Annotated in this window: 19 protein-coding genes; 12 read left to right on the plus strand and 7 right to left on the minus strand. The window is 69.4% G+C overall.

Annotated features, from left to right (window positions below; genetic code table 11):
• Positions 1 to 891 precede the first annotated feature (891 nt).
• Entirely contained in the window at positions 892 to 1,332 is a 441-nt protein-coding gene (locus tag J2X41_RS12405) for an Rrf2 family transcriptional regulator (RefSeq protein WP_310082203.1), read from the plus strand.
• Between the two features lie 71 nt (positions 1,333 to 1,403).
• On the opposite strand, the gene J2X41_RS12410 is transcribed toward J2X41_RS12405, so the two are convergent.
• Entirely contained in the window at positions 1,404 to 1,835 is a 432-nt protein-coding gene (locus J2X41_RS12410) for a CBS domain-containing protein (RefSeq protein ID WP_057183188.1), read from the minus strand.
• Positions 1,836 to 2,071: 236 nt separating this feature from the next.
• Between J2X41_RS12410 and hfaA the strand changes: the two genes are divergently transcribed.
• The 4 genes from hfaA (at position 2,072) to J2X41_RS12430 (ending at position 8,648) form a co-directional block, all read left to right on the plus strand.
• The gene (gene hfaA, locus J2X41_RS12415) at positions 2,072 to 2,548 is read left to right on the plus strand and encodes a holdfast anchoring protein HfaA (protein WP_310082205.1); all 477 of its coding nucleotides are present in this window, start codon (positions 2,072 to 2,074) and stop codon (positions 2,546 to 2,548) included.
• On the plus strand, positions 2,538 to 3,551 hold the full coding sequence (hfaB, locus tag J2X41_RS12420; protein ID WP_310082206.1) for a holdfast anchoring protein HfaB: 1,014 nt from the start codon (positions 2,538 to 2,540) through the stop codon (positions 3,549 to 3,551). The genes hfaA and hfaB overlap by 11 nt, the downstream gene beginning before the upstream one ends.
• Positions 3,517 to 4,707, plus strand: a complete 1,191-nt coding sequence (gene hfaD, locus J2X41_RS12425; protein WP_310082207.1) for a holdfast anchor protein HfaD — start codon at positions 3,517 to 3,519, stop codon at positions 4,705 to 4,707. The genes hfaB and hfaD overlap by 35 nt, the downstream gene beginning before the upstream one ends.
• 1,022 nt (positions 4,708 to 5,729) lie before the next feature.
• Entirely contained in the window at positions 5,730 to 8,648 is a 2,919-nt protein-coding gene (locus tag J2X41_RS12430; protein ID WP_310082208.1) for an insulinase family protein, read from the plus strand.
• 47 nt (positions 8,649 to 8,695) lie between these two features.
• On the opposite strand, the gene J2X41_RS12435 is transcribed toward J2X41_RS12430, so the two are convergent.
• Positions 8,696 to 8,833, minus strand: coding sequence for a hypothetical protein (locus J2X41_RS12435; RefSeq protein WP_310082209.1), 138 nt, complete (start codon positions 8,831 to 8,833; stop codon positions 8,696 to 8,698).
• Between the two features lie 71 nt (positions 8,834 to 8,904).
• On the opposite strand from J2X41_RS12435, the gene J2X41_RS12440 reads away from it, so the two are divergent.
• On the plus strand, positions 8,905 to 9,864 hold the full coding sequence (locus J2X41_RS12440; RefSeq protein ID WP_310082210.1) for a LysR substrate-binding domain-containing protein: 960 nt from the start codon (positions 8,905 to 8,907) through the stop codon (positions 9,862 to 9,864).
• Between the two features lie 51 nt (positions 9,865 to 9,915).
• Complete coding sequence (locus tag J2X41_RS12445; protein ID WP_028041048.1) at positions 9,916 to 10,125, plus strand: DUF3126 family protein; 210 nt, start codon at positions 9,916 to 9,918, stop codon at positions 10,123 to 10,125.
• Between the two features lie 137 nt (positions 10,126 to 10,262).
• Here J2X41_RS12445 and J2X41_RS12450 read toward each other — a convergent pair whose 3' ends face one another.
• Positions 10,263 to 11,528: an MFS transporter gene (locus tag J2X41_RS12450; protein WP_404979936.1), complete on the minus strand. Its 1,266-nt coding sequence runs from the start codon at positions 11,526 to 11,528 to the stop codon at positions 10,263 to 10,265.
• Positions 11,529 to 11,600: 72 nt separating this feature from the next.
• On the opposite strand from J2X41_RS12450, the gene J2X41_RS12455 reads away from it, so the two are divergent.
• Complete coding sequence (locus tag J2X41_RS12455; protein ID WP_310082212.1) at positions 11,601 to 12,227, plus strand: TetR/AcrR family transcriptional regulator; 627 nt, start codon at positions 11,601 to 11,603, stop codon at positions 12,225 to 12,227.
• On the plus strand, positions 12,224 to 12,910 hold the full coding sequence (locus J2X41_RS12460) for a GNAT family N-acetyltransferase (RefSeq protein WP_310082213.1): 687 nt from the start codon (positions 12,224 to 12,226) through the stop codon (positions 12,908 to 12,910). Before J2X41_RS12455 ends, J2X41_RS12460 begins: the two co-directional genes overlap by 4 nt.
• Before the next feature lie 404 nt (positions 12,911 to 13,314).
• On the opposite strand, the gene J2X41_RS12465 is transcribed toward J2X41_RS12460, so the two are convergent.
• Together J2X41_RS12465 and J2X41_RS12470 are read right to left on the minus strand one after the other, a co-directional pair.
• Complete coding sequence (locus tag J2X41_RS12465; protein WP_310082214.1) at positions 13,315 to 15,303, minus strand: OPT family oligopeptide transporter; 1,989 nt, start codon at positions 15,301 to 15,303, stop codon at positions 13,315 to 13,317.
• Between the two features lie 123 nt (positions 15,304 to 15,426).
• The gene (locus tag J2X41_RS12470; RefSeq protein WP_310082215.1) at positions 15,427 to 16,209 is read right to left on the minus strand and encodes a PhoH family protein; all 783 of its coding nucleotides are present in this window, start codon (positions 16,207 to 16,209) and stop codon (positions 15,427 to 15,429) included.
• A gap of 316 nt (positions 16,210 to 16,525) precedes the next feature.
• Here J2X41_RS12470 and J2X41_RS12475 point away from each other — a divergent pair, with 316 nt between their 5' ends.
• On the plus strand, positions 16,526 to 17,056 hold the full coding sequence (locus tag J2X41_RS12475) for a gamma carbonic anhydrase family protein (RefSeq protein ID WP_310082216.1): 531 nt from the start codon (positions 16,526 to 16,528) through the stop codon (positions 17,054 to 17,056).
• 76 nt (positions 17,057 to 17,132) lie between these two features.
• Positions 17,133 to 19,253, plus strand: coding sequence for an ATP-binding protein (locus tag J2X41_RS12480; protein WP_310082217.1), 2,121 nt, complete (start codon positions 17,133 to 17,135; stop codon positions 19,251 to 19,253).
• A 98-nt stretch (positions 19,254 to 19,351) separates the two neighbouring features.
• On the opposite strand, the gene J2X41_RS12485 is transcribed toward J2X41_RS12480, so the two are convergent.
• A complete protein-coding gene (locus J2X41_RS12485; RefSeq protein WP_310082218.1) occupies positions 19,352 to 19,960 on the minus strand; it encodes a class GN sortase in 609 nt (202 codons plus the stop codon).
• On the minus strand, positions 19,957 to 22,116 hold the full coding sequence (locus J2X41_RS12490; RefSeq protein WP_310082219.1) for a marine proteobacterial sortase target protein: 2,160 nt from the start codon (positions 22,114 to 22,116) through the stop codon (positions 19,957 to 19,959). The genes J2X41_RS12485 and J2X41_RS12490 overlap by 4 nt, the downstream gene beginning before the upstream one ends.
• 183 nt (positions 22,117 to 22,299) lie before the next feature.
• Here J2X41_RS12490 and J2X41_RS12495 point away from each other — a divergent pair, with 183 nt between their 5' ends.
• Entirely contained in the window at positions 22,300 to 23,058 is a 759-nt protein-coding gene (locus J2X41_RS12495) for a helix-turn-helix transcriptional regulator (RefSeq protein ID WP_310082221.1), read from the plus strand.
• Positions 23,059 to 23,227: the final 169 nt, after the last annotated feature.

Below are 23,227 nucleotides of genomic sequence, written 5' to 3' on the forward strand. Positions count from 1 at the left end.
ATAGTTTCTTGACGAGTTCCCAATCACATCGATGGATCGAAACCTAAGTTTCGGTCCATGATATTCATGGTGTCTTCAAGAGACCGCAATTGTCAGCGCATCGAGATGACCCGTGAGGTCATCGCCAGAGCGCCGCCGCCTGCGTTTCTCTTTCCAAATCAACAATGTCAAAGACCCAAGGCCGAAGCCCCGAACCACCTCTCGGCGGCCCATCCGTTTAGCGCCCGATGTCGGCGGAGGCGGCTATCTATCCAACCTCGAATTCCGTGTCAAACCGTTTTTTTCAAAACCGTCCGAACCAACCCACCAGAAACAGCCGAAGCCAAAACCAGTAGACCGAAGCGACCTTCTAGAGAAGAGCGCCAATCAAGTCAATCAAGAATTTCCAAGAAACCCTCGAAAGACTTGGCGAAGACCCCATCCGAATTCTTGCGAACTCTTCCGAAACCTTCCAGAGCCGCGCCTTCTAGTGAAAGCAAAACCCCGTGTCAACCGACCTTTTCACTTTCGTCGATGAGCTGGCCGAAGCCGCTTCGAAGGACAAAAGCGCGGCGACGAAGCCCTTGAAGACAGGGTCTTCGCAAATTCGTCACCGAGTCGATTGGAGCCGCGGAAACTAGCGATCCGCCCTGTCAAATGCAAGACCCGAAGGCCTCGAATTCGTCCGGCGGGCGTCAGCCCCGAAGCGAGGGCGGTGTTTAGCCAGCCCCTCCGAGAGTCGCAACCGCAAAAGCGACGCGATCAACCGCACCCATCGCTTTGCCTGTGCGTGGATCTGTGAATGGTTTGGCGTCGCCTAGGGCCGTCTCTCTTCACCCGCCGTGGGCGACGACGCTTGCGCCATCCCCTCCCCTGCCTCCATAGACCTCTACAAGAGGAGGCCCCGCGTCCATGTTGTCCCAGAAAGCGCGTTACGCCCTGCGCGCCATGATCGAACTGGCCCGAGAGAACGGACAGGTCACCGCCGGCGAGCTGGCGGTCCGCGCCGATGCGCCGCGCAAGTTCCTGGAGGCCATACTTCTTACACTGTCGCGCCAGGGCCTGGTCACCAGCCGCCGCGGCAAGTTCGGCGGCTATCTGCTGGGGCGCGAGTCCGCCGCGATCAGCTTCGCCGAGATCATCCGCCTGGTCGACGGCCCCCTGGCCCTGACCCCCTGCGTCAGCCGCACGGCCTTCCGCCGTTGCGAGGATTGCCGCGACCTGGCGACCTGCGCCCTGCGCGAGGCCCTGCTGCGGGCCCGCGACGCCACGGCGGCGGTCCTGGAGGGCTACAGCCTGGCCGACGCCGTGGCCGGCTCGGGGGCCGAACTGCTGGCCGAACCCGGGTCGTGAACCACACTCTTATATAGACGCCCTATATAGAGTGGACGGGCGACCGCCGCCGGCCGCCCCGAAGCGCCGCTTCAGCCGGCCGCGATATAGGCCTTCAACCCGTCGGCCTCGGCCTGGGTCTCGCGGATCTTGTACTTCACCAGGTCGCCGATCGAGATGATGCCGGCCAGGCGCTTGCCCTTGCAGACCGGCAGGTGGCGGATCCGGCGGTCGGTCATTCGCTCAAGCAGGGCGTCGACCGTCTCCTCCGGCTGGGCGAACACCACGTCGCGGGTCATGCAACCGGAGATCGGCTTGGACAGGGCGGCGGCCCCCTCCTTGGCGATCACCCGCACGATGTCGCGTTCGGACAGGATGCCGGCGATCGTCTCGTCCTCCTCGAGCACGACCATGGCCCCCACGCGCCGGGTGTGCAGAAGGGCCGCGGCCGCGCCGACCGTCTCGTTGGGCGAGGCGGTGAAGACCAGATCGCCCTTGTCCTTCAGGATCTGAGAAACCAGCAACGCTTAATCCTCCCTGAGACTTATTTCCAAGCAGGGTCTCGCAAAGCGGCCCCCTTATCAATGGGCTGGATCGCCCAGGGCGCGAAGAAGCCGCATTATTCTCGTGCGCGCCAAAGTCGCCCCCTCGCCGACGAACTTAACCAAATCGCGAGACCTTCGGAGTTAAACCCAACGCTGTCCGATATTGGCACGGGGGTTGCTAGCGGTCGGACACGTCGGCGTTCACGAGGTTCCTGATGGCTGCGAGTGAGAAGAAACTGCCGGGCGCCGGTCGCCTGCTGACGATCAGCGCGGCCGTCCTGGCCCTGACCGCGGCCGCGACCGGCTTGGTTCTGGCCAGCCCGGTCCGGGCCCAGAGCCTGGACGCCAACTCCGCCGCGTTCAACGCCGGCTACGGCCGCGTGGCCGGTTCGGAGAACCACGTGGTCGAATATTCGACCCGCGACGCCAACGGCAACCGGGTCATCGTCGACGGCGTCATGCTGACCGGCGCCGACCAGAGCGTCTATTCCTCCAGCCGGTCGTCGGGATCGCTGGACAGCTATTCGGGCGTCGGCGCCATGGGGGGCTGGGGCAGCTCCACGGCGATCGGCAACAATCTGACGGTCGTCACCCAGGGCAACAACAACACGGTGATCGTCAACTCCAACCAGATCAACAACGGCAATATCAGCGCCGGAACGAACGTCGGGAAATCGGGAAATGGCCAGTAAGCGCCTCAACCTTCTGCTGGCCGGCGCCTGCGCCGTGCTCAGCGCCTGCGGCGGCGTCCCCAAGCCGATGATGGATGGCAACTACGCCACTCCGATCGGCGGGGCGCCGGTGACGGCCAACCCCACGCCCTACACGGCGGGCCTGGTCTGTCTGGCGCAGTACGCCCGCGCCAACCACGTGGTGGCGCCGCGCGTCGCCATCGGCCGCATCGCCGACTACACCGGCAAGGAGGAGTCCGACGGGTCGGGCCGCAAGGTCACCCAGGGTGCCTCGCTGCTGGCCATGACCGCCTTCGCCAAGGCCGGCATGCCGATGGTCGAGCGCTTCGACACCTCGGTGTCGGAGTACGAGCTGAAATACGCCAACAACAAGCTGATCTCCGACAACCCAAAGCCGGGCGCGGACGTGCCGGCCGAGTACCGCCGCATCCTGGCGGGCCAGGTGCCGGGCTCGGACTTCTACGTGGCCGGCGGCATCACCGAGCTGAACTACAACATCCGCTCGGCGGGCGTGGACGCCTATGTCGGCGACAAGGACACCGACGGGCTGAAGGGCAACTTCCGCCGCCGGGTGTTCATCATGAACATCGCCCTGGACCTGCGGCTGATCAACACCCGCACGCTGGAGGTGGTCGACGTGATCTCCTACCAGAAGCAAGTGGTCGGCCGCGAGATCAGCGCCGGCGTCTTCGACTTCCTGAACGGCAACATCTTCGACATCTCGGCGGGCCGCGGCGCGCTGGAGCCGATGCAACTGGCGGTGCGCTCGCTGATCGAGCGGGCGACCATCGAGATGAGCGCCAACCTCTACGGCATGCCGGGGCCGCAAAGCTGCATGCAGTACGACCCCTACGCCGCCAACACCGTCGGCGCGACCGGGGCCTTCGTGCCCGCCTACAACAATCTGGGAACCAACAATGCGCAGACCCGCGAAGACCCGTCTCGCTGGAACGATCGCAGCGATTCCAATGTGGGCGATGCTGGCCGTCGGGGCCGCTACTAGCCAGACCGTCCCCGTCCAGGGTTCGAACGACCAGCTGAACCTCGGTAACCTGTTCGCCGACCAGACGCTGAACGTCGTCACCGTCGACGAGGGCGTCACCGCCACCACCACGGCCGGGGCCAACACCTTCGGCGCGACGGTGGTCGGGGCCGACGCCGGCCTGACCTCCAACCAGGTCAACCAGGGCGCGGTCACGGCGCATGGCGTGGTCAACGTCTCAGGCTCCATGGGCGAGTCCAGCAACATCGCCACCACGGCGGTCGGCAACAGCGGCACGGCCACCGCGGCCTACGGGACGCTGAGCGGCTTCATGGTCCAGACCAATACCGGCGCGGTCACAGCCCGCAGCCAGATCGAGGGCGAGACCGCCCAGGCCGGCGACGTGATCGAGACCAGCCAGGCGGCCGGCAACAGCCAGGGCCTGCTGCTGGTCAACGGCTCGATGGGCGCGCGGGTCAGCCAGAACAACCAGGCCGACGTCGCCGCCGACGGCGGGGCGATCCTGAACTACGTGGCCGGAACCGCGGTCGTGGCCGGCACGGCGGCGGGCAACAATATCGACCTGACCGGCGCCAACCAGTCGGCCGCCCGGGTGATCACCGACCAGAACAACGGCGCGGCCAATGTCACGGCGACCAAGTTCACGGCCTACGGCAACAGCTACCTGACCACCACGGCCGCCACCGCCTCGGGCAACAATCTGAACGCCGCTAACGAGGGCACGCTGCTGGACGTGGCCAGCCACCAGTACAACACCGCCTATGTGCGGGCCCAGGCCGAGGCGACCTCCTACGAGTTCGGCGGAGCCCAGGCCACGGCCTATGGCGTCGGCAACTCGGCCATGGCCAGCAACGCCAACGGCCCGGGCCTGGTGCTCGACAACGTCCAGGTCAATGACGGCGGCGGGGTCGAGGTGATCGCCAGCTTCGAAGGCGACACCGGCTACGACGCCGGGGCCAGCGCCACGGCGATCGGCAACGCGGTCAGCGGCTACGCCTGCAACCTGTGCAGCGGCACGATGAGCGCCACCAACAGCCAGTCCAACAATGTCGACGTCAGCGCCCGCTCGACCGTGACCGTCCGCAATTCGGGCCGCGCGGTCGTGGGAGTCTCGACCGCCACCGGCAACAACGCGACGTTCTCGGTGACCAACTAGGGCCTCACGGCTCACGCCCTTGCCCCCTACGGACCGGCTCATCCAGCCCCTCCCCCTGTGGGGGAGGCGATCGCGCAGCGATCGGTTGGGGGGAGTTTTAGGGTCGAAGATCGTAGAACGGGCCATCGGCCGATCACTCCCCCCTCCGTCGGCTTCGCCGACACCTCCCCCACAGGGGGAGGATCTGATTGGTACGGCTTGGCCGCCTCACGCGATCTCTCGCTGAGCTATCGGAAAGGGACGCGGAGCGCCGGACATCGTCCGGAGTGTTTGAGTAGTAACCGTTTTCGACGAAGCCCGATCGCTCCGCGCGGTCGTTATCCGGAAGCCCGCGGCGCTGAGCCCTGTTAGGGCCTCGCCGCCTTGAAGCCTCCGGCGGGCGGGCCAGGTCAACGAACCCCGGTCCCGGACCGCGAGCGCGTCACCGCCCGCCTGTTGCTCCGCCAGCCCTCGCGCCACGCCGTTTTAGTGTTCCATGCCCGGCCGGCCCTGGAGACGCGAGGTTTGGTCCAAAAGGACCGCCGACGGAGCTTCCCGCTCGATCGCCCCCCGCCGCCGCATCGGTCGCTGGCCATGCGCCCTTTCCCTGCGTCGAGGTGGGTACAGGATAAGGGCGGTCTGGAAGGGTGGGGATCAACTCGGGTCGAGAAAGTTTAGGGCGTTGGAATCGCCGGAGTTTGTTCGCTGAACGCCGGGCGCAACCGGGGACGTGCTCTCACGGCAGGGCCTCGCGGATCGATCCACGGCCGTCGGGTGAGTGCATGTCCCCAACGCCACCCACGGCGCCATGCGACTTCGACACCAAACTCGGCGGGTCCGCTGGGGACACGCACTCACAACCGGCGCCCTGCAAACCGGCCAACGCACCGCCGTGCGTGCGCGTCCCCGATCCAAGGACGCGCCGCGCCCGAGCTTGCAACACAGACACCGAAGCCTGGCCGTTCCGCCCCACCGACGCCTTGCTTGCGCCACGCGCTTTGGCCAAGGTGCGCGACCTTCAACGCTCTACTTCAAGGTCGCACATGATCCGCGTTTCGCGCCTGGCGCTCGTTCTCTCGGCCGGGCTCAGCCTCTCCGCCTGCGCGACCCTGTCCCACCACAAGTCCGGCGGAAGCGACCAGGCCGCCGCGCCGTCGACCAAGGCTTCCGCCACGCCGGCCGGTACACCGTCGGGCGCGCCGACCATCGACCTGGTCAAGCCCGGCCAGTGGCCGCAGGCGGTGTCGGACGTCGCGCCCGATCCGCGGGTGCGGTTCGGGGTGCTGCCCAACGGCCTGCGCTACGCGATCCAGAAGAACGCCACCCCGCCCGGCCAGGCCGCCCTGCGCCTGTGGTTCGACGCCGGCTCGCTGGACGAGACCGACGAGCAGCAGGGCCTGGCCCACTTCCTCGAGCACATGGCGTTCAATGGCAGCAAGAACGTGCCCGAAGGCGACATGATCAAGATCCTCGAGCGCCACGGCCTGTCGTTCGGCGCCGACACCAACGCCCAGACCGGCTTCGGCGCGACCACCTACCAGCTGGACCTGCCCAAGACCGACGACGACACGGTCGACACCTCGCTGATGCTGCTGCGCGAGGCGGCCGGCGAGCTGACCATCGCCCCCGACGCCGTCGACCGCGAGCGCGGCGTGGTGCTGTCGGAGGAGCGCACCCGCGACAGCCCGGGCTATCGGGTGTTCGTCAACACCTTCGGCTTCCAGCTGCAGGGCCAGCGGCCGCCGCAGCGCCTGCCGATCGGCAAGACCGAGATCCTCAAGACCGCCCCGGCCCAGCGCATCCGCGACTTCTACCAGGCCTGGTATCGGCCCGAGAACGCCGTGGTGGTGGCCGTGGGCGACTTCGACGTCGACGCCATGGAAGCCAAGATCAAGGCCCGGTTCGGCGACTGGAAGGGCCAGGGCCAGCCCGGGGTCAAGCCCGACCTGGGCCCGGTGGCCAAGCGCGGCCTGACCGCCAAGGTGCTGGTCGAGCCCGGCGCCCAGACCTCGGTCCAGATGGCCTGGGTCCTGCCGCCCGACCTGGAGCTGGAGACCCGCGCCAAGGACAAGGAAGAGCTGGTCAAGGCCCTGGGCTTCGCGGTGCTGAACCGCCGGCTGCAGGTGCTGACCCGTTCGGAGGCCCCGCCGTTCATCGTTGGCGTCGCCATGCAGAACGACCAGGAGCACGCCGCCGACATCACCACCCTGGCCGCCACCGTCCAGCCGGGGCACTGGAACGAGGCCCTGACGGCTCTCGAGCAGGAACAGCGCCGCATCGTCCAGTACGGCGTGCGCCAGGACGAGCTGGACCGTGAGATCGCCGCCATGCGCGCCGGCTTCGTGGCCGCCGCGGCCGGCGAGGCCACCCAGCGCACCACGGCCCTGGCCGGGGCCATCGTCGGCACGCTGGACGACCGCGAGGTGGTCACCAGCCCGTCGCAGAACCTCGTCGTCTTCGACGAGGCCACGAAAGGCCTGACCGCCGACAAGGTCTCGGCCCTGCTCAAGGCGCAGTTCGCCGGTTCCGGTCCGCTGATCGTCATCCCCACCCCGACCGCGATCGACGGCGCGGAAAAGGCCGTCACCGACGCCTACGCCGCCTCGGCCAAGGTCGCGGTCGCCGCCCCGGCCGCGCCGGGCGTCACCGCCTGGCCCTATGCGACCTTCGGACCGAAGGGCGCGGTGGCTTCGCAGACCGAGGTCGCCGACCTGGACACCGTCTTCGTCCGCTTCGCCAACGGCGTGCGCCTGACGGTCAAGCCGACCAAGTTCCGCGACGACCAGATCCTGGTGAAGGCCCGGGTCGGCCACGGCCTGCTGGACCTGCCGCCAGCCAGCCAAAGCCCGCTGTGGGCCGGCTCGGCCTATATCGAGGGCGGCCTCAAGCAGATCAGCACCCAGGACATGGAGCGGGTGCTGAACGGCAAGGTGTGGAACGCCGGCCTGGGGGTCGAGGACGACGCCTTCAGCCTGTCGGGCCGCACCCGTCCCGAGGACCTGGACACCGAGCTGCAGGTGCTGGCGGCCTACGCCGTCGAGGGCGGCTGGCGGCCCGAGGCCTTCAACCGCATCAAGACCTATTACGGGTCGATCCACGACCAGCTGGAGAGCACGCCCGGCGGGGTGATGAGTCGCGACCTGGGCGGGCTGCTGCACGGGGGCGACGGCCGCTGGACCTTCCCCAGCCGCCAGCAGATCGCCGGCGCGTCGCTGGAGCAGTTGAAGAGCGCGGTGTCCGGCCCGCTGGCCGCCGACTCCATCGAGGTGGTGATCGTCGGCGACATCACGGTCGACAAGGCCGTGGCGGCGGTGGCCCAGACCTTCGGCGCCCTGCCGGCCCGGGCCGACGTCCCCGCCCCGGCCGGGGCCGAGAAGGCGCCCTTCCCCGCCCCGTCGCGCACGCCGGTCGTGCGCACCCACAAGGGTCGGGCCGACCAGGGCCAGCTGTTCATGGCCTGGAAGACCGACGACCTGTTCAGCGACTTGCAGCGGGCCCGCAACACCCAGGTCCTGGCCCAGGTGATGCAGCTGCGCCTCACTGACGAGCTGCGCGAGAAGCAGGGGGCGACCTATTCGCCGTCGGCCTCGGCGACGGCCAGCGTCGCCTTCACCGGCTGGGGCTATCTGGCGGTCAGCGTCGAGACCCCGCCCGACAAGATCGACGGGGTGATCGCCTCCATCCGCCAGATCGCCGCCGACCTGCGCGACAAGCCGGTCACCGCCGACGAGCTGGAGCGGGCCAAGAAGCCGCGCATCGACCAGATCGAGAAGGCCCGCGAGACCAACGAATACTGGCTGGGGGCGCTGTCGGGCGCCCAGACCGATCCGCGCCTGCTGACCGCCACTCGCTCGGTGCTGGCCGGCCTGCAGCGGGTGACGGTCGCCGACGTCCAGAACGCCGCCAAGGCCTTCCTGGGCGATGACAAGTCGTGGACGATGATCGTCAAGCCGGAGAAATAATATTGACCGCTCATTCCAGCGTTCGCCGGGATGAGCGGTGTTCGGGGTTATCGGCAGGCGATCAGGTGGACCTGATCGCGACGGGCTTCCGGCCTGGCCGGCGCCAGCAGCCCGTAGGCGACCAGGCTCCAGATCGCCAGGACGGCCAGCCATTGCAGGGGTGTGGCGAGGGCGGGAGGGCGCATGGCCTCTCTATCCCCCGGTTGCCCCGCCGCGAATAACGACTTATCAGCGGGCATCTGTGAGGTTTCATCACATGGCCGCCCGCTCGCTTCCACCGCTGAACGCCCTGCGCGCCTTCGAGGCGTTCGGCCGGCGCGGCCGGATGACCCTGGCCGCCGACGAGCTATGCGTCACCCACGGGGCGATCAGCCGCCAGATCCGCCAGCTGGAGGACCATCTCGGCGTCGCCCTGACCGAGGGGCCGCGCAACCGCCTGGCCCTGACCGAGACCGGCCTGACCCTGGCCCAGGCCCTGACCCAGGCGCTGGACCAGATCGAGGCCGCCCTGCCCCAGCGAGCTGGGGCCGGCGACGCGGCCCTGGTGGTCTCGTGCCTGCCGACCTTCGCCATGAAGTGGCTGATCCCGCGCCTGCCCGACTTCGTGGCCGCCCATCCCGAGATCCCGGTGCGGATCGTGGAGTCCAACGGACCGTTCGACTTCCGCGCCGACGGCGTCGACCTGTCCATCCGCATGCGCCTGCCGCACGCCCCGCCCTCGCCCGACGCCGACGTCGCGCCGTTCCTCAAGCACGCCGTCGGCCCGGTGGCCTCGCCCGGCCTGGCCGCCCAGGTGCACGACCTGGAGAGCCTCGCCAAGCTGCCCCGGCTGCACACCCGCACCTTCCTGGAAAGCTGGGCCGAGTGGGAGGCCGCGGCCGGCCTGGTCCTGCCGCCGGCGACCGTGAACCGCCAGTTCGACCACTATTTCTACATGCTGGAGGCCGCCGCCGCCGGGCTGGGCGTGGCGCTGAGCCCGTTCGCCTTCGTGGAGAACGATCTGGCCGCCGGCCGCCTGGTCGCGCCGCTGGGCTTGGTCCCGGGCCAGGCCGAGGTCTGCGCCCTAACGCCCCGGGGTCGGGCCAGCCGGGCGGCCCGGCGGTTCCGCGACTGGCTGGTCGCCCAGGGCGCGGCGACCCCGGCCCCGCCCGGTTCTCAACAGATGGTCGAGCCCGGCGCTGCAAAACCCCTTACACTTTCGCGTCCGGCCCTCTAGTTTCCGGCGATCCCCCGCGCCCCGCGCGCCCCATCGATATCAGGAGCCGTCATGGACGCCGCCACCATCGCCAAGCTCGAAGGCCATCTGAAGCGCACCTTCGGCAACCCTCACATCGCCCTCAAGGCCCGCCCCAAGCAGAAGGACTCCGCCGAGGTCGAGGTGAAGGGCGAGTTCATCGGCGTCGTCTTCCAGGACGAGGACGAGGACGGCTCGTTCATGTTCGAGATGGCGATCCTGGCCGAAGACCTGGAAGGGTAGTTCGGCTGCCGACTTGCCCCTTACTGGCCTTCGGCCGTCTTCCCCCAGAGGGGGAAGAGCCTAATGGCCGACGCCGCGCAAAAGGCTCCGCCCCCTATGGGGGCGGACAGGCGGCGAAGCCGCCAGGTGGGGGCAAGTCACGCCGCGCTCGTGACCAACGACCGCCGCACCATCAGCGACGCCCCCGCCGCCAGCAGGCCCGCGAGGCCGGCGATGACGAACGCCTGCAGGTACTGGCCCTGCTGGGCGCGGATCACGCCCGCGCCGATCGCCGCCGTCGCCGCGCCCAGTTGGTGGCCGGCCCCGATCCAGCCGAACACGACAGGCCCGTCGCGGTCGCCGAACGCTTCGGTCGCCAGGCGCACGGTCGGCGGCACCGTGGCGATCCAGTCCAGCCCGTAGAACACCGCGAACACCGACAGGCTCATGATCGAGAAGTCCGAGAACGGCAGGTAGATCAGCGAGAGCCCGCGCAGGGCGTAGTACATGAACAGCAGCTTGCGCGGGTCGTAGCGGTCGGTCAGCCAGCCCGAGGCCGTCGTGCCGAACAGGTCGAACAGGCCCATCAGCGCCAGCAGGCCGGCGGCCTTGACCTCGGGCAGGCCGCGGTCGCCGCAGAAGGCGATCATGTGCACGCCGATCAGGCCGTTGGTGGTCAGGCCGCAGATGAAGAAGCCGCCGAACAGCAGCCAGAAGGTGCGGGTCTTGCTGGCCCGGTGCAGGGCGCCGAACGCGCTGGCCAGGGCGTTGGACGCCGAGCCCTTGGGCGGCGGGGTCCAGTCGTCCGGCGCGCCGAACGGGCGCTGGCCGATGGCGTCGGGGCTCTCGGGGATCAGCAGCCAGCAGATCGGGGCCATGATCGCGGCGACGGCGGCCACGGTCAGCACCACCGGCCGCCAGCCGCCGTGGTCGGCGATCCAGGCCATGGCCGGCAGGAAGACCAGCGAGCCGGTCGCCGTCGCCGCCGTCAGCAGGCCCAGCATCAGGCCGCGCCGCTGGACGAACCAGCGATTGACGATAGTCGCGCCCAGCACCATGGCCACCGCCCCGCTGCCGACCCCCGCCATCACGCCCCAGGTGGCCACGTACTGCCAGCTCTGGGTCATGAAGGCCGACAGCCCCGTCGACGCCGCCATCAGCAGCAGGGCCAGGCTGATCGTGCGGCGCACGCCGAACGACTGCATCAGCGCCGCCGCGAACGGCCCGGTCAGGCCGTAGAGGAAGATGCCGACTCCGGCGGCCAGCGAGATCGTGCCCCGGTCCCAGTGGAAGGCCTTTTCCAGCGGCAGGATCAGCACCCCCGGCGCGGCCCGGAGGCCAGCGGCCGACAGGAGGGCCAGAAACGTGGCCGCCGCGACGATGAAGGCGTAGCGGTTTCCGAGGGTGCGGCGAAGCGTGAGGATCATGCGATGTAACCGATCGGTACGGGGCTTGTCGCCCTGCATACGTACCGGTAAGTAACATCGTCAAGCGCCATGACGAAGTTCGACGAAAAAATCCCCGAACACCACCTGCCCTACGGCGCCGGTCCCCGCGCCGCCGAGCGGATCTTCGAGACCGCGCGCGACCTGTTCTATCGCGAAGGCATCCGGGCGGTCGGGGTGGACGAGATCGTCACCAAGGCAGGCGTGACCAAGCCCAGCCTCTATCGCAGCTTCAAGTCCAAGGACGACCTGGTGGCCGCCGTGCTGCGCGAGGTCGAGACCGGGTTCTGGGCGCGGTTCGAGTCGGCCGAGACGGCGTTTCCCGACGATCCCAAGGCCCAGATGGTCGCCTATTTCGAGGGGCTGGCGGCGCGGTCCGGCGGAGCGGACTATCGCGGCTGCGCGCTCAGCAACGCCGTGGTCGAATATCCGGACCGCGACCACGCCGGCCGCGCGGTGGCCCAGGTCCACAAGCAGGACCTGCGCGCCCGCCTGCGGGCCAAGGCCGCGCAGATGGGCGCGTCCGACCCCGACGCGCTGGGCGACGCGATGATGCTGCTGGTCGAGGGGGTGTTCACCTCCAGCCAGATGTTCGACGGCGACGACAAGCCGGCCCTGGCCGTGGTCGGCGCGGTCAAGGCGCTGATCGGGGCCTATTGCCCGGGGGATCAAGGATGAACGACCACCCGCTAGACCGCGTGATCTGGAACGCCTTCACGACCCGCCAGGCGCATGTGGCCCTGGTCGACGGCGGCGCGTTTCGCGTCCACCCCGACTTCGGCATCTTCGCCGCGACGGCCGACCACGCGCCTGAAAGCCTGGCCGCCCTGGGCCGGCTGGTCCAGGCCCATCCCGGCGAGGTCGGGGTGGTGGAGCGGTTCGATCTTCCGCCGGTCCCGGGAACGCAGGTGACCAAGCGCGCGGTCCTCCACCAGATGGTCGTCCAGACCTTGGCCCGGCCCAAGCCGGTCGATTTCGAGATCCAGCCCCTGGGCGACGCCGACTCGCCGCAGATGGTGGCCCTGGCCGCCCTGACCGCGCCGGGACCGTTCTTCTCGCGCACCCACGAACTGGGCGATTTCGTCGGGGTGAAGGTCGACGGCCAGCTCGTGGCCATGGCCGGCGAGCGCCTCCGCCCCGAGGGCTTCACCGAGGTCAGCGGCGTCTGCGCCCACCCCGACCATCGCGGCAAAGGCTATGCGGCCCGGCTGATGCTGCACGTCGCCCACAAGATCGTCGCGCGCGGCGAGACCCCGTTCCTGCACAGCTACGCCGACAACGCCGGGGCTATCGCGCTGTACGAGGCGCTGGGGTTCCGGTTCCGCTGCGAGCAGGTGCTGACGATGCTGACGGCGGTTTAGAAGACCCCTCTCTCTTAGAGAGAGGGAGGGGCCCGCCGCGAAGCGGTGGGAGGGTGAGAGGTTTCACCGCTGGCCGGAAATCCTCGGATCTTTCAGTTGCGTTGAAATAGGAGACGAGCCCAAGCCGCCTCAAAGGGTTGGAGCGCACACGAACGCTGGAGCCCCCAGATACTGTATCGAAGACTTACCGTCCGATCCCGGCAGGGTCGTCAGCGGCCTCTGGCGGCGCTCTATCCGGAAAGGATGTAACCTCTCACCCTCCCACCGCCTGCGGCGGCGGGCCCCTCCCTCTCTCCATGAGAGAGGGGTCGAGGTGCGCGACCTCCCGCGGGTCAACAGCCGACAAAAAAAAGGCCCGGAAAGCTCACCTTTCCGGGCCCCTTGTCTCGCTCGGATCAGGACGATCAGGCCTGGATCTTGTTCGCCGACCGTCGCGCCCAGCCGTACAGCCCCGCCACCACGACCGCCGCGGCGATCAGGGCGAAGATCATGCCCACGTGCTCGGACGGCGCGAAGGGCACAGCCAGCGGTTCGGGGTTCTTGCTGAAGTAGATGATGGCCGCCAGGGCGACATTGAACAGGCTCTCGCCGACGATGAAGCCGGAAGCGATCAGCACGCCCAGACGCTTGGCCGCCTCGCCCATCCGGTCCTTGTCGACCATCCGGTCGTAGAGCCAGCCGATCACGGCCCCGACCACGACCGGGGCGGTGACGCTGCTGGGCAGGTAGATGGCCAGGCCGACGCCGAGCGGGGGCAGGCTGAGGCGGCCGTTGCTGCTCTTGCGCAGGATGATGTCGACCAGCACCAGGCCAAGGCCCAGCAACGCGCCGTAGCCCAGCAGGGTCCAGTTCAGATCGCCGCCGATCACGCCCTTGGCGAGGGTCGAGATCAGGGTCGCCTGCGGGGCGTTGAGCGGCTCCGTACCGGCGACCGCGTGCAGGTTGGGCGCGCCGGCGAAGCCGTAGGAGCCGTTCATCACCTCGAGCACGAAGGGAATCACGATGGCGCCGGCGATGACGCCGATGATCAGGGCCACCTGCTGCTTCCACGGGGTGGCGTCGACCAGCTGACCAGTCTTCAGGTCCTGCAGATTGTCGTTGGCCACGACGGCCACGGCCAGGACCATGGTGGTGACATAAAGGGCGTAGGCGACCAGGGCCTTGGCGATGTCCGGGCCGATCACGCCGCGGCCGACGACGCCGACCATCAGCGAGGCGCCCAGCACGGTCAGGATGGCGATGCCCGAGACCGGGCTGTTGGACGAGCCGATCAGGCCGGCCATGTAGCCGCAGACCGCCGCGGCCAGCAGGCCGGCGACAAGTACGTAACCGACGCCGATGGCCACCAGCGGCGCGGCCAGGCTGGTGATCGGGCCGCCGGTCAGGAAATGGGCCAGGAACCAGCCGGCCGGGGCCAGCAGCAGCAGCGACACCAGGCCGACGATGCCGATCGGGATGTCCTGTTCGGTGCGGGCGATCACCGCGCCGCCGACCTTGCGGGCCTTGCTGGCCTCGAAGGCCGACATCAGGCCCGACCAGATCGGCAGGGCCAGCTTGCCCAGGGTCCAGATGGCGGCGGCGCCGATGACGCCCGCGCCCATGAACCGCACCTCGGTCTTCCAGATGGTCAGGGCGTGCTCGGCCACCGTGGCGCCGGCCATCGGGTGCAGGCTGGTCATGACCGGCACTAGCACGCCCCAGGCGATGGCCAGGCCCGCGAACATGGCCATCCCGACCGTGATGCCCATCAGGTGGCCCGCGCCCATCAGGGCCAGCGAGCTGGAGGCGCCCAGGCCGGTCGCGCCGGCCCCGGCCTTGAAGTAGCCAGCCACCTCGGCTGCGAAGATCTTGGCCGCGGCCAGGGCGGCGAACAGGGCCGAAGCGACGGTGCCCAGCACCACGGCGATCAGGCCAGCCTGGCCCTCGGCGGCGCCGGCCCGCGAGCCGGTGCCGACCTTCAGCACCTCGGCGGCGGCCACGCCCTCGGGATAGGGCAGGTCGGAATTGGTCACCAGGGCCCGGCGCAAGGGGATGGTGTACATCACGCCCAGGATCCCGCCGACCAGGCAAGCCCCGAACGTGGCCAGGAACGGCACGTGGCTCCACCAGCCGATCATCAGTAGGCCCGGCAGCACGAAGATCACCGACGACAGCGTCCCGGCCGCCGAGGCGATGGTCTGGACGATGTTGTTTTCCTGGATCGTGCCTGTCCGGAACAGGCGCAGCAGGGCCATCGAAATGACGGCGGCGGGAATCGAGGTCGCGAAGGTCAGGCCGACCTTCAGGCCCAGATAGACCTGGGCGGCGGTAAAGATGACGGTGATGGCGATCCCGATCAGGACCCCCCGGGTGGTGAACTCCGAACGGGGAGTCTCGGCGGCGTCGGACGACATGAAGGGTCCCAAAACAGTTAAGGCGGTCGGACCTTGCACGTCCGACCGCCCCAAACTCAAGCCTTGTTCCGCATTTCGGCGATTTGCGGGTCGGCGCGACCCTTGAAATCGCCTCTCAGGGGGTTAGAGCACGCCCAGCATCTCCGCGACCAGCGGGTGGCGGACGATGTCGCGGTCGGCCAGGCGGACCACCGCGATGTTCTCGACCGGATCGAACTTGGCCGACACCTCGGCCAGGCCCGAGATGCCCGGCAGCAGGTCGGACTGGTTGGGGTCGCCGGTCACCACCATGGTCGAGTTCCAGCCCAGGCGGGTCAGCAGCATCTTCAGCTGCATGTAGGTGCAGTTCTGGGCCTCGTCGATCACCACGAAGGCGTTGTTCAGGGTGCGGCCGCGCATGAAGCCGACCGGGGCGATCTCGATGGCGCCCTCGGCCATCAGGGCCCGCATCCGCTTGACCGACAGGCGGTCGCTGAGCGCGTCATAGAGCGGGCGCAGATAGGGGGCCAGCTTGTCCTCCATGTCGCCCGGCAGGTAGCCGATCGACTCGCCGGCCTCGACGGCGGGGCGCGACAGCACGATGCGGCCGACCTTGCCGGCCTCCAGGGCCTCCACCGCCTTGGCGATGGCGATGTAGGTCTTGCCGGTGCCGGCCGGGCCCAGCGCCATGATCAGGTTCTTTTCGTCGATCGCCTCCATCAGGCTGGCCTGGCCTGGCGATTTGGGTTTGATCGTTTTGAGATAGCTCTGGTCCCGGTCCTCGTGACCTGGCGTCCCAAGCGGCGACCAAGCGCTGCGATGCTCCACCGGCAGGCGGCGCACCTTGCCGTCGTCGTAATGGCCCGCGTCGTTCGCGCCTTCGCGCACGGTCCGCTTGAGAGCTCGCTTGGTCATGTAAGCCTCCATTCAGGCATGAAAAAAGGACGTGGCCGGATGGCGACGTCCTTGGAGCAGGTGGGGAGGAGAAAAACGGAAGCGCGTGCGCGGCCTGGCGGTTCGGAGCTTGCCCCCGAAGGCGGTAATGAACGCCCAAACCCCAAAACCGACACCCAAGGTCTCCGTTTACCGGGAGGCCGCGTTCGGCGATCGAGCGCGGCTCGGATACGAGAAGAATGACTCCCGATATGGGAGTGTTCCCCCTCGAATCGCACAAATACAATGGGGCTTACATGGTTTATGAGCCGTTAAGGCCCTGCCCGCCTTTAGAACACGAGGTGTACGGATGACTGTCTATTCCTTGGGCGCCGCAAGTCCCTCGCTTCCCGCGGACGGCGAATATTGGATCGCGCCAAGCGCCTCGGTGATGGGAAACGTCATTCTGCGGAAGAATTCCAGCGTCTGGTGGGGCGCAATAGTTCGCGGCGACAATGATCCGATCGAGATCGGCGAGAACAGCAATGTCCAGGACGGCTCAGTACTTCACACCGACGTCGGCAGCCCGCTGACCATCGGGGCCAATGTGACGATCGGCCACATGGTGATGCTTCACGGCTGCACGATCGGCGACGGTTCGCTGGTCGGCATCGGCTCGATCATCCTGAACGGAGCGCGGATCGGGAAGAACTGCCTGATCGGGGCCGGCGCCCTGATCACCGAGGGCAAGGAGATTCCCGACAATTCGATGGTCATGGGCGCCCCCGGCAAGGTCGTCCGCGAGATCGGCGAGGGTCACGCCCTGATCCTCCAGGCCTCGGCCCTACACTATGTCGAGAACTGGAAGCGGTACCGGATCGAACTTTCCCGCGTGGATTGAGTTGCAGCGCAGCGTCGCTTAACGAAATACCGACGTTTCGCCACCATAGGATGGAACCGGACGTCGGGGGAAGGTCATGGTCGCGAGCCTGGAGCGAGAATGGATCGCGGCGCATCGGCGCCTGGCGATCCTGACGGCCGCCTACCTGGCCGGCATGGCCTACAGCCTGTTCCTGGCCGGCGCCTCGCACCATATTCCCGCGATCTGGACCGCCAACGCCGTGCTGGTCGCCGGCCTGCTGCTGCTCAATCGCCGCCAGGGCGCGATCCTGCTGGCCCTGACCGCCGCGCTGCACGTCGCCTTCGAGCTGGCGGTCGGCGATCCGCCGCGGTTCGTGCTGGCCGTCACCGTGCTGGACGCCCTGCAGGCCGCGGGGACGGCGGCCCTGCTGCGCCTGATGCACGCTCCGATCCGGGTGCGCTCGATGCGCGGCTTTCTGATCCTGATGGCCGCCTCGACGGCCCTGACCGCCGCCGGTTCGATCCTCGTCAACGGCGTGCTGTCGATCAGCCTCGGCGGCGCCTTCTGGCGGGGCTGGAGCGCCTGGACCACGTCCAACGTGCTGGGCGCGGCCATCGCCCTGCCGACCCTGCTGATCCTGTTCGACCGCCGCCACCGCGAGGCCTTCCAGGTCGGCGCGCTGGAGTCGCTGCTGGTCCTGGCGCTGGTGCTCGGCGCCGCCGTGACCGTGTTCGCCGCCCAGGCCAACCTGCAGGTGCTGCTGTTCGCGCCCGCCCTGCTGGCGGTGTTTCGCGGCGGGCCGCGCGCGGCGGCGGTGCTGGTCACCGGCTCGCTGGCGGCCACGATCCCGACGATCCTGCACAGGACCGGGCTGGACCCCGCCGTCGCCATGCCGCCGCTGCGCGACGCCCAGGTCTTCCACCTGGTGCTCTACGCCGTCTGCCTGGCCGCCGCCCTGGCCCTGAGCCAGCAGAAGCGGCTGCAGGCCCTGCTGATCCGCCGCCAGGCCGTCGCCCGCGCCGCCCAGGCCAAGGCCCAGGCCGCCAGCCAGGCCAAGTCCGACTTCCTGGCCACGATCAGCCACGAGATCCGCACCCCGCTCAACAGCATCCTCGGCTTCGCCCAGATCGTCGGCGACGACCCGGACCTGTCGCCCGAGAACCGCCGCCGCCTGGACCTGGTCGGCCGCGCCGGCCGGTCCCTGGCCGTGATCGTCAGCGACCTGCTGGACTTCGCAAAGGTCGAGGCCGGCCGCCTGGACCTGATCCTGGCCCCCGTCTCGCCGGCCGCCCTGCTGCGCGACGCCGTCGCCATCGTCGCCCCGGCGGCACAGGCCAAGGACCTGCCGCTGTCGGTGAGCGTCGAGGCCGTCGGCCAGGGCGACGCCGCCGCCTTGCTGGCGTTGGACGAGACCCGCCTGCGCCAGATCCTGCTGAACCTGCTGGCCAACGCCCTGAAGTTCACCGCCCAGGGCCAGGTCGCCGCGCGGCTGACGATCGGCCCGCGCCCCGGCGACCTGCGCTTCGAGGTGGTCGACACCGGCATCGGCATCGCCCCAGAGGTCCAGGCCCGCCTGTTCCAGCGCTTCAGCCAGGCCGACAGCTCGATCAGCCGCAGCTACGGCGGCGCCGGCCTGGGCCTGGCGATCAGCAAGGCCCTGGTCAACCGGATGGGCGGGCAGATCGGCCTCGTCAGCGCGCCCGGCGAAGGCTCGCGGTTCTGGATCGAACTGTCGGCGCGGACCGTCGCGCCCGAGCTGGCTCCCGTCCCCGCCCCCGCCGCGCTGGACGCCGAACGGCCGCCGCGCGTGCTGCTGGTCGACGACCATCCGATGAACCGCGAGCTGGGCCACGCCCTGCTGACCCTGGCCGGCTGCGAGGTTTTCACCGCCGACGACGGGGCCCAGGCCGTGGACGCCGCGCGACTGGGCGGCTTCGACCTGATTCTGATGGACGTGCACATGCCCGGCATGGACGGCCTGGCCGCCGCCCGCGCCATCCGCGCCCTGCCCGCCCCGCATGGCGCGGTGCCGATCATCGCGCTCAGCGCCGACGTCCTGCCCGAGCAGATCGCCCGCTGCCGGGCGGCGGGCATGGACGACCACGTGGCCAAGCCGATCCGGCGCGAGGAGCTGGTGGCGGCGGTGGGACGGGCCCTGGACATGGAGCGGCGGGAGCGAAAGACGGAAGCCTGGCCAGCGCCCGAGTCCCCACGAGCGCCCGCCCTGATCTCCTAGAGCAAGCCGCGCGATATAAGAATCGCTCGGCTTGCTCTAGATTTTTGTTTTCGCATCGCTTTTGCGGAAAACCGGCATCCACTTTTCCGCGCGATGCTCTAGCTCGCGCTCGACGGCCTGGCCCAGACCAGGTAGCGCAGCGGGCCGTGGGTCTTGGCGTCCAGCGGCCAGCAGGTGGCCAGGGCCAGGGCGCGGCCGGGCGCATGGGCATCGACGCCCGAGGCGTCCCAGCGCACGACCTGGGCGCCGGCCACGGTGAACCGCGCCTGGCGGCCGTCGATCCGCTCCACCTGGATCTCGTCGCCGGGTCCCAGCTGGCCGAGCAAGGCGAAGTGGGTGTCGCGGTGGGCGGCGTAGACCGCCACGCCCCGGTCGCCCGCGTCCGGCGTGCCCGCCACGTGGCCGGGACCGAAGGCCAGGGCCTGGCCGCTGGCGCCGTCCAGCACGATCACGCTGCGGTGCAGGCGGGGGAAGGTGATCCTGGCCACCGGCCAGGTGTCGGCCCAGGGCCAGGGCTTGACCGGCTGGCCCGTGGCCACCGACCGGGCGAAGGCCCGCTCCAGCAGCACCTGGGCCAGGGCGGCCTTGGCCGGGATCCACAGACCCTGGCCGCAGAGCGCCAGCCCCACGGCCATGACCACGATCGCCGGGGCCAGGAAGGGGAGCCGCCGGCGGGCGGCTCCCAGCAGGACGGCGATCCGCCTCACGCCGCCCTCCTCCGCTCGGACAGGACCCAGCCGCCGGCTCCCAGCATTCCGCCCAGGGCCAGCAGGCCCAGGCCGATCATGACCAGCAGCGGGCCGTCGGTGGCGGTCTGCGGCAGGTCCAGGCCGGCGACCTGCTGGTCGGCGTCCGCGTCGGCCTGGCCGTCCGCGCCGGGATGGCGGGCCCCGCCGAACAGGACGTCGAAGTCCCAGCCGGCCGGCAGGTTCAGCGGCAGGTCGGCGCGGGTCAGCGGCGTTCCGGCCGGGCGGGACGGGGTCTTGTCGACCGCCACCAGGCTGGTCTGGCTGGTCACCAGCTGGTGGTCCAGGCCCAGCTTCAGCACCCGGGCGTCGGCCTCGTCCTCGCTGATCTGGGCCAGGCTGCGGGCCACCTCGGCGTCGGTGACCTTGCGACGAGCCCACAGCTTGGAGATCCCCTTGCCGGCCTCGGCGTCCTTCAGCGAGATCCGGGTCTCCCAGGGCTTGCCGTCGATCATGCCGCTGATGCGCAGGACGCCCTTCATCGCGCCCACCCGGGCGGCCACGGTGATCGGCTCGCCGCGATAGAGGTCGGGCAGGACGGCCGGGGCCAGGTCGGCGTCGGTCCCTTCGAACGCGACGGCCAGGTTGGTGGCGACCGGGCTTTCCAGCTTGTCGAACAGCTGGCGCATGGCCCCCTCGACGGCGTCGGTCGAGCCGATGTGGGTGAAGGTCCCCCGGCCCAGTTCGGCGGCGCGGCTCATCAGATAGGTGTTGGGGGCCGAGCCGATGCCGACCATGAACACCCGCGAACGGCCGCGGTTGGCGCTGATGGTGTCGAACAGGCCCTGTTCGTCGCCGATCGCGCCGTCGGTCAGAAACACCACCTGGCGGACCCGGCCGGTTTCGCCGGCGTGGTCGTCCTGGAGGGCGGCGGCCATGGCCGGGATCATCTCGGTGCCGCCGTCGGCGTCGAGGCTGGCGACGTACTTCTGGGCCTTGGCCAGGTGGGCGGCGTCGGCGGAGACCGCGGTCGGGAACAGCACGGTGACGCTGTCGTCGAAGCGCACGACGTTGAAGCGGTCGCCGGGCTTCAGGTGGGCCAGACCGTAGGCCAGGCTGGCCTTGGCCTGGGCCATCGACTCCCCGCCCATCGAGCCGGAATTGTCGATCACGAAGACGATGTCGCGCGGCGCCGGCGTCGTCGCGCGAGCGGCGATCGGCGGAGTCAGTTGGGCCAGGACATAGTCCTCGCCCGCCACCTTCTCGTGGAACAGGCCGACGGCGGGAGCGGCCAGGGGGGCGGCGCGCCAGGTCAGGACGAAGTCGCGATCGGCCGGAACCTCGCCGCCGGCCAGGGTGATCCGCTTGCCGCCGCGCTCGTCGCGCACGTCCAGGGCATGGCTGGCGCTGGACACGCCGGCCAGCGGGAAGCCGGCCCGCAGGTGGACGGTGATGGTCACCGGATTGACCTTGCCGTGGACGCGGGGATCGACGATCGGCGCCTTGGCGTCGGGCGCCGCCGGCGCGCCGGGCGAGGTGTAGCGCGGGGCGACGACCAGGGGCACGCGCAGCGAATAGTCGCCGGCCGAGACCGCGACGGGCGCCTGGTATTCGATCTGCACCAGCACCGTCTCGCCGGGGCCGACATTGGCGACCGAGTTGGTGAACATGTTGGGCCGGCCCTGCTCGACCAGGGCGGCCTTCTTGCCCTGGGCCTTGGCCGCATCGTAGATCGCCTGCGCCTCCGCCTTCTTCTTGATCTCGCCGACGATGACCTTGTTGCCGACCACCATCTTCAAGGTGTCGACGCCGCCGTCGTCGGGCAGGGGATAGACATAGACCGCCTCGACCCAGTGGTCGGTGTCGTTGCGAAAGGCTTGCGTGACGCGGGTGCGGACGGTCAGGCCGCTGACCGTCATGTCGATGTCGGTTCCCAGCCGCACCGCCTCGACGACCTCGTCGCCACCTCTCGCACGCATCATCAAGGCGCCGGACGTGACGTCGCCCGGCTCGGCGGCGAAACTCTCGCGGCAGAACACCAGGGCGGCCAGCACGGCCAGCACCAGCATCAATCCGGCCGCGCCGCGATGCAGGGCGAGGACGGCCAGGGTGGTGACGCGGGGCCCGAAGCGGTTCTGGGACGGACCACGGGACGCGCCGACGTCGGAAGCGGGCATGGGAAGATCTCCTCATCTCGAAAGCGAGAGATCTCTCTTGTCTTCACACGGGGCGCCGGCCGCGAGCCTCATGATCTGCATAGTTCATGCGGAAGCCGTGCAGATCCTCCGGTCGAAGCCTTGCAGGGTCCGACGCCGTGCCGCAGTGTGCGGAAATGTGCGGATTCGTCAGGACCTGACGCGATGACCTTGGCCACGGCGGAAGCCGACCTCCCGACCGAACTGAGCCAGGCCATCGCCGCGCGGGTGCGCGAGGAGCTGGCCCGCCGGCGCCTGTCGCGCCAGGCCCTGGCCGACCTGGCCAAGATCAGCATCTCGACCCTGGAAAAGGCGCTGGCCGGCCGCCGGCCGTTCACCCTGGCCACGACGATCCGGCTGGAGGAGGCGCTGGGCGCCTCTCTGCGCGCGCCGGTCCGCGCGGCCGCCTCGCCGTCGGGCCTGGCGCCCGAAGCCCTGGGCGCCTATTCGCGCACGGCCGTCGCCTGGCTGGAGGGCCAGTACCTGACCCTGCGGCCGTCGTTCGAGGATCCCGAGGCGGTCTACGCCTACCGCACCGAGATCGCCTGGGACGAGGCCTCGTCCAGCCTGGCGTTCCGCGAGGCGGCGCGCGAGGACGCCGACTTCACCCAGAAGGGCGCGGTGTCGTTGTCCAACCAGTCGGGCCACACCTATCTGGTGACCAACGAGCAGGGCCAGTTCCGGCTGGTCATCCTGGGCCGTCCGGCGATCGGCGGCGAGATGTACGGCCTGCTGACCACGCTTCAGGCCGGCCAGGGCAGCCACCTGACCCCCGCCGCCGCCCCGATCGCCTTCATCCCGCTGCGCCGCGTGACCGACGCCGCCTTCGGGCGGATCGCCGCCGGCGGCGCCCACTACGACGGCTACCGCGCGACGCTGGCGCGGGTCACCGCCAAGGGCTTCGCGCGATTTTTCCCGGGATAGGGCCCCGCGCTCAACCCGTAGACCCATTCAGGCAAGGGCTTTGTCCGACGCCCGGTCCGCGCCTTGATGCGTCGGTCCGGGACCAATAGGACATATCGCCCAGCGCGACGCCGCGCGGCTTGGCTTGGCTTGCGCCACTCCGCGCGGCCAACCGGATCGCTTCGCCACG

Origin of the sequence: Caulobacter sp. BE254 (assembly GCF_031457295.1) — a bacterium.
GTDB lineage: Bacteria > Pseudomonadota > Alphaproteobacteria > Caulobacterales > Caulobacteraceae > Caulobacter.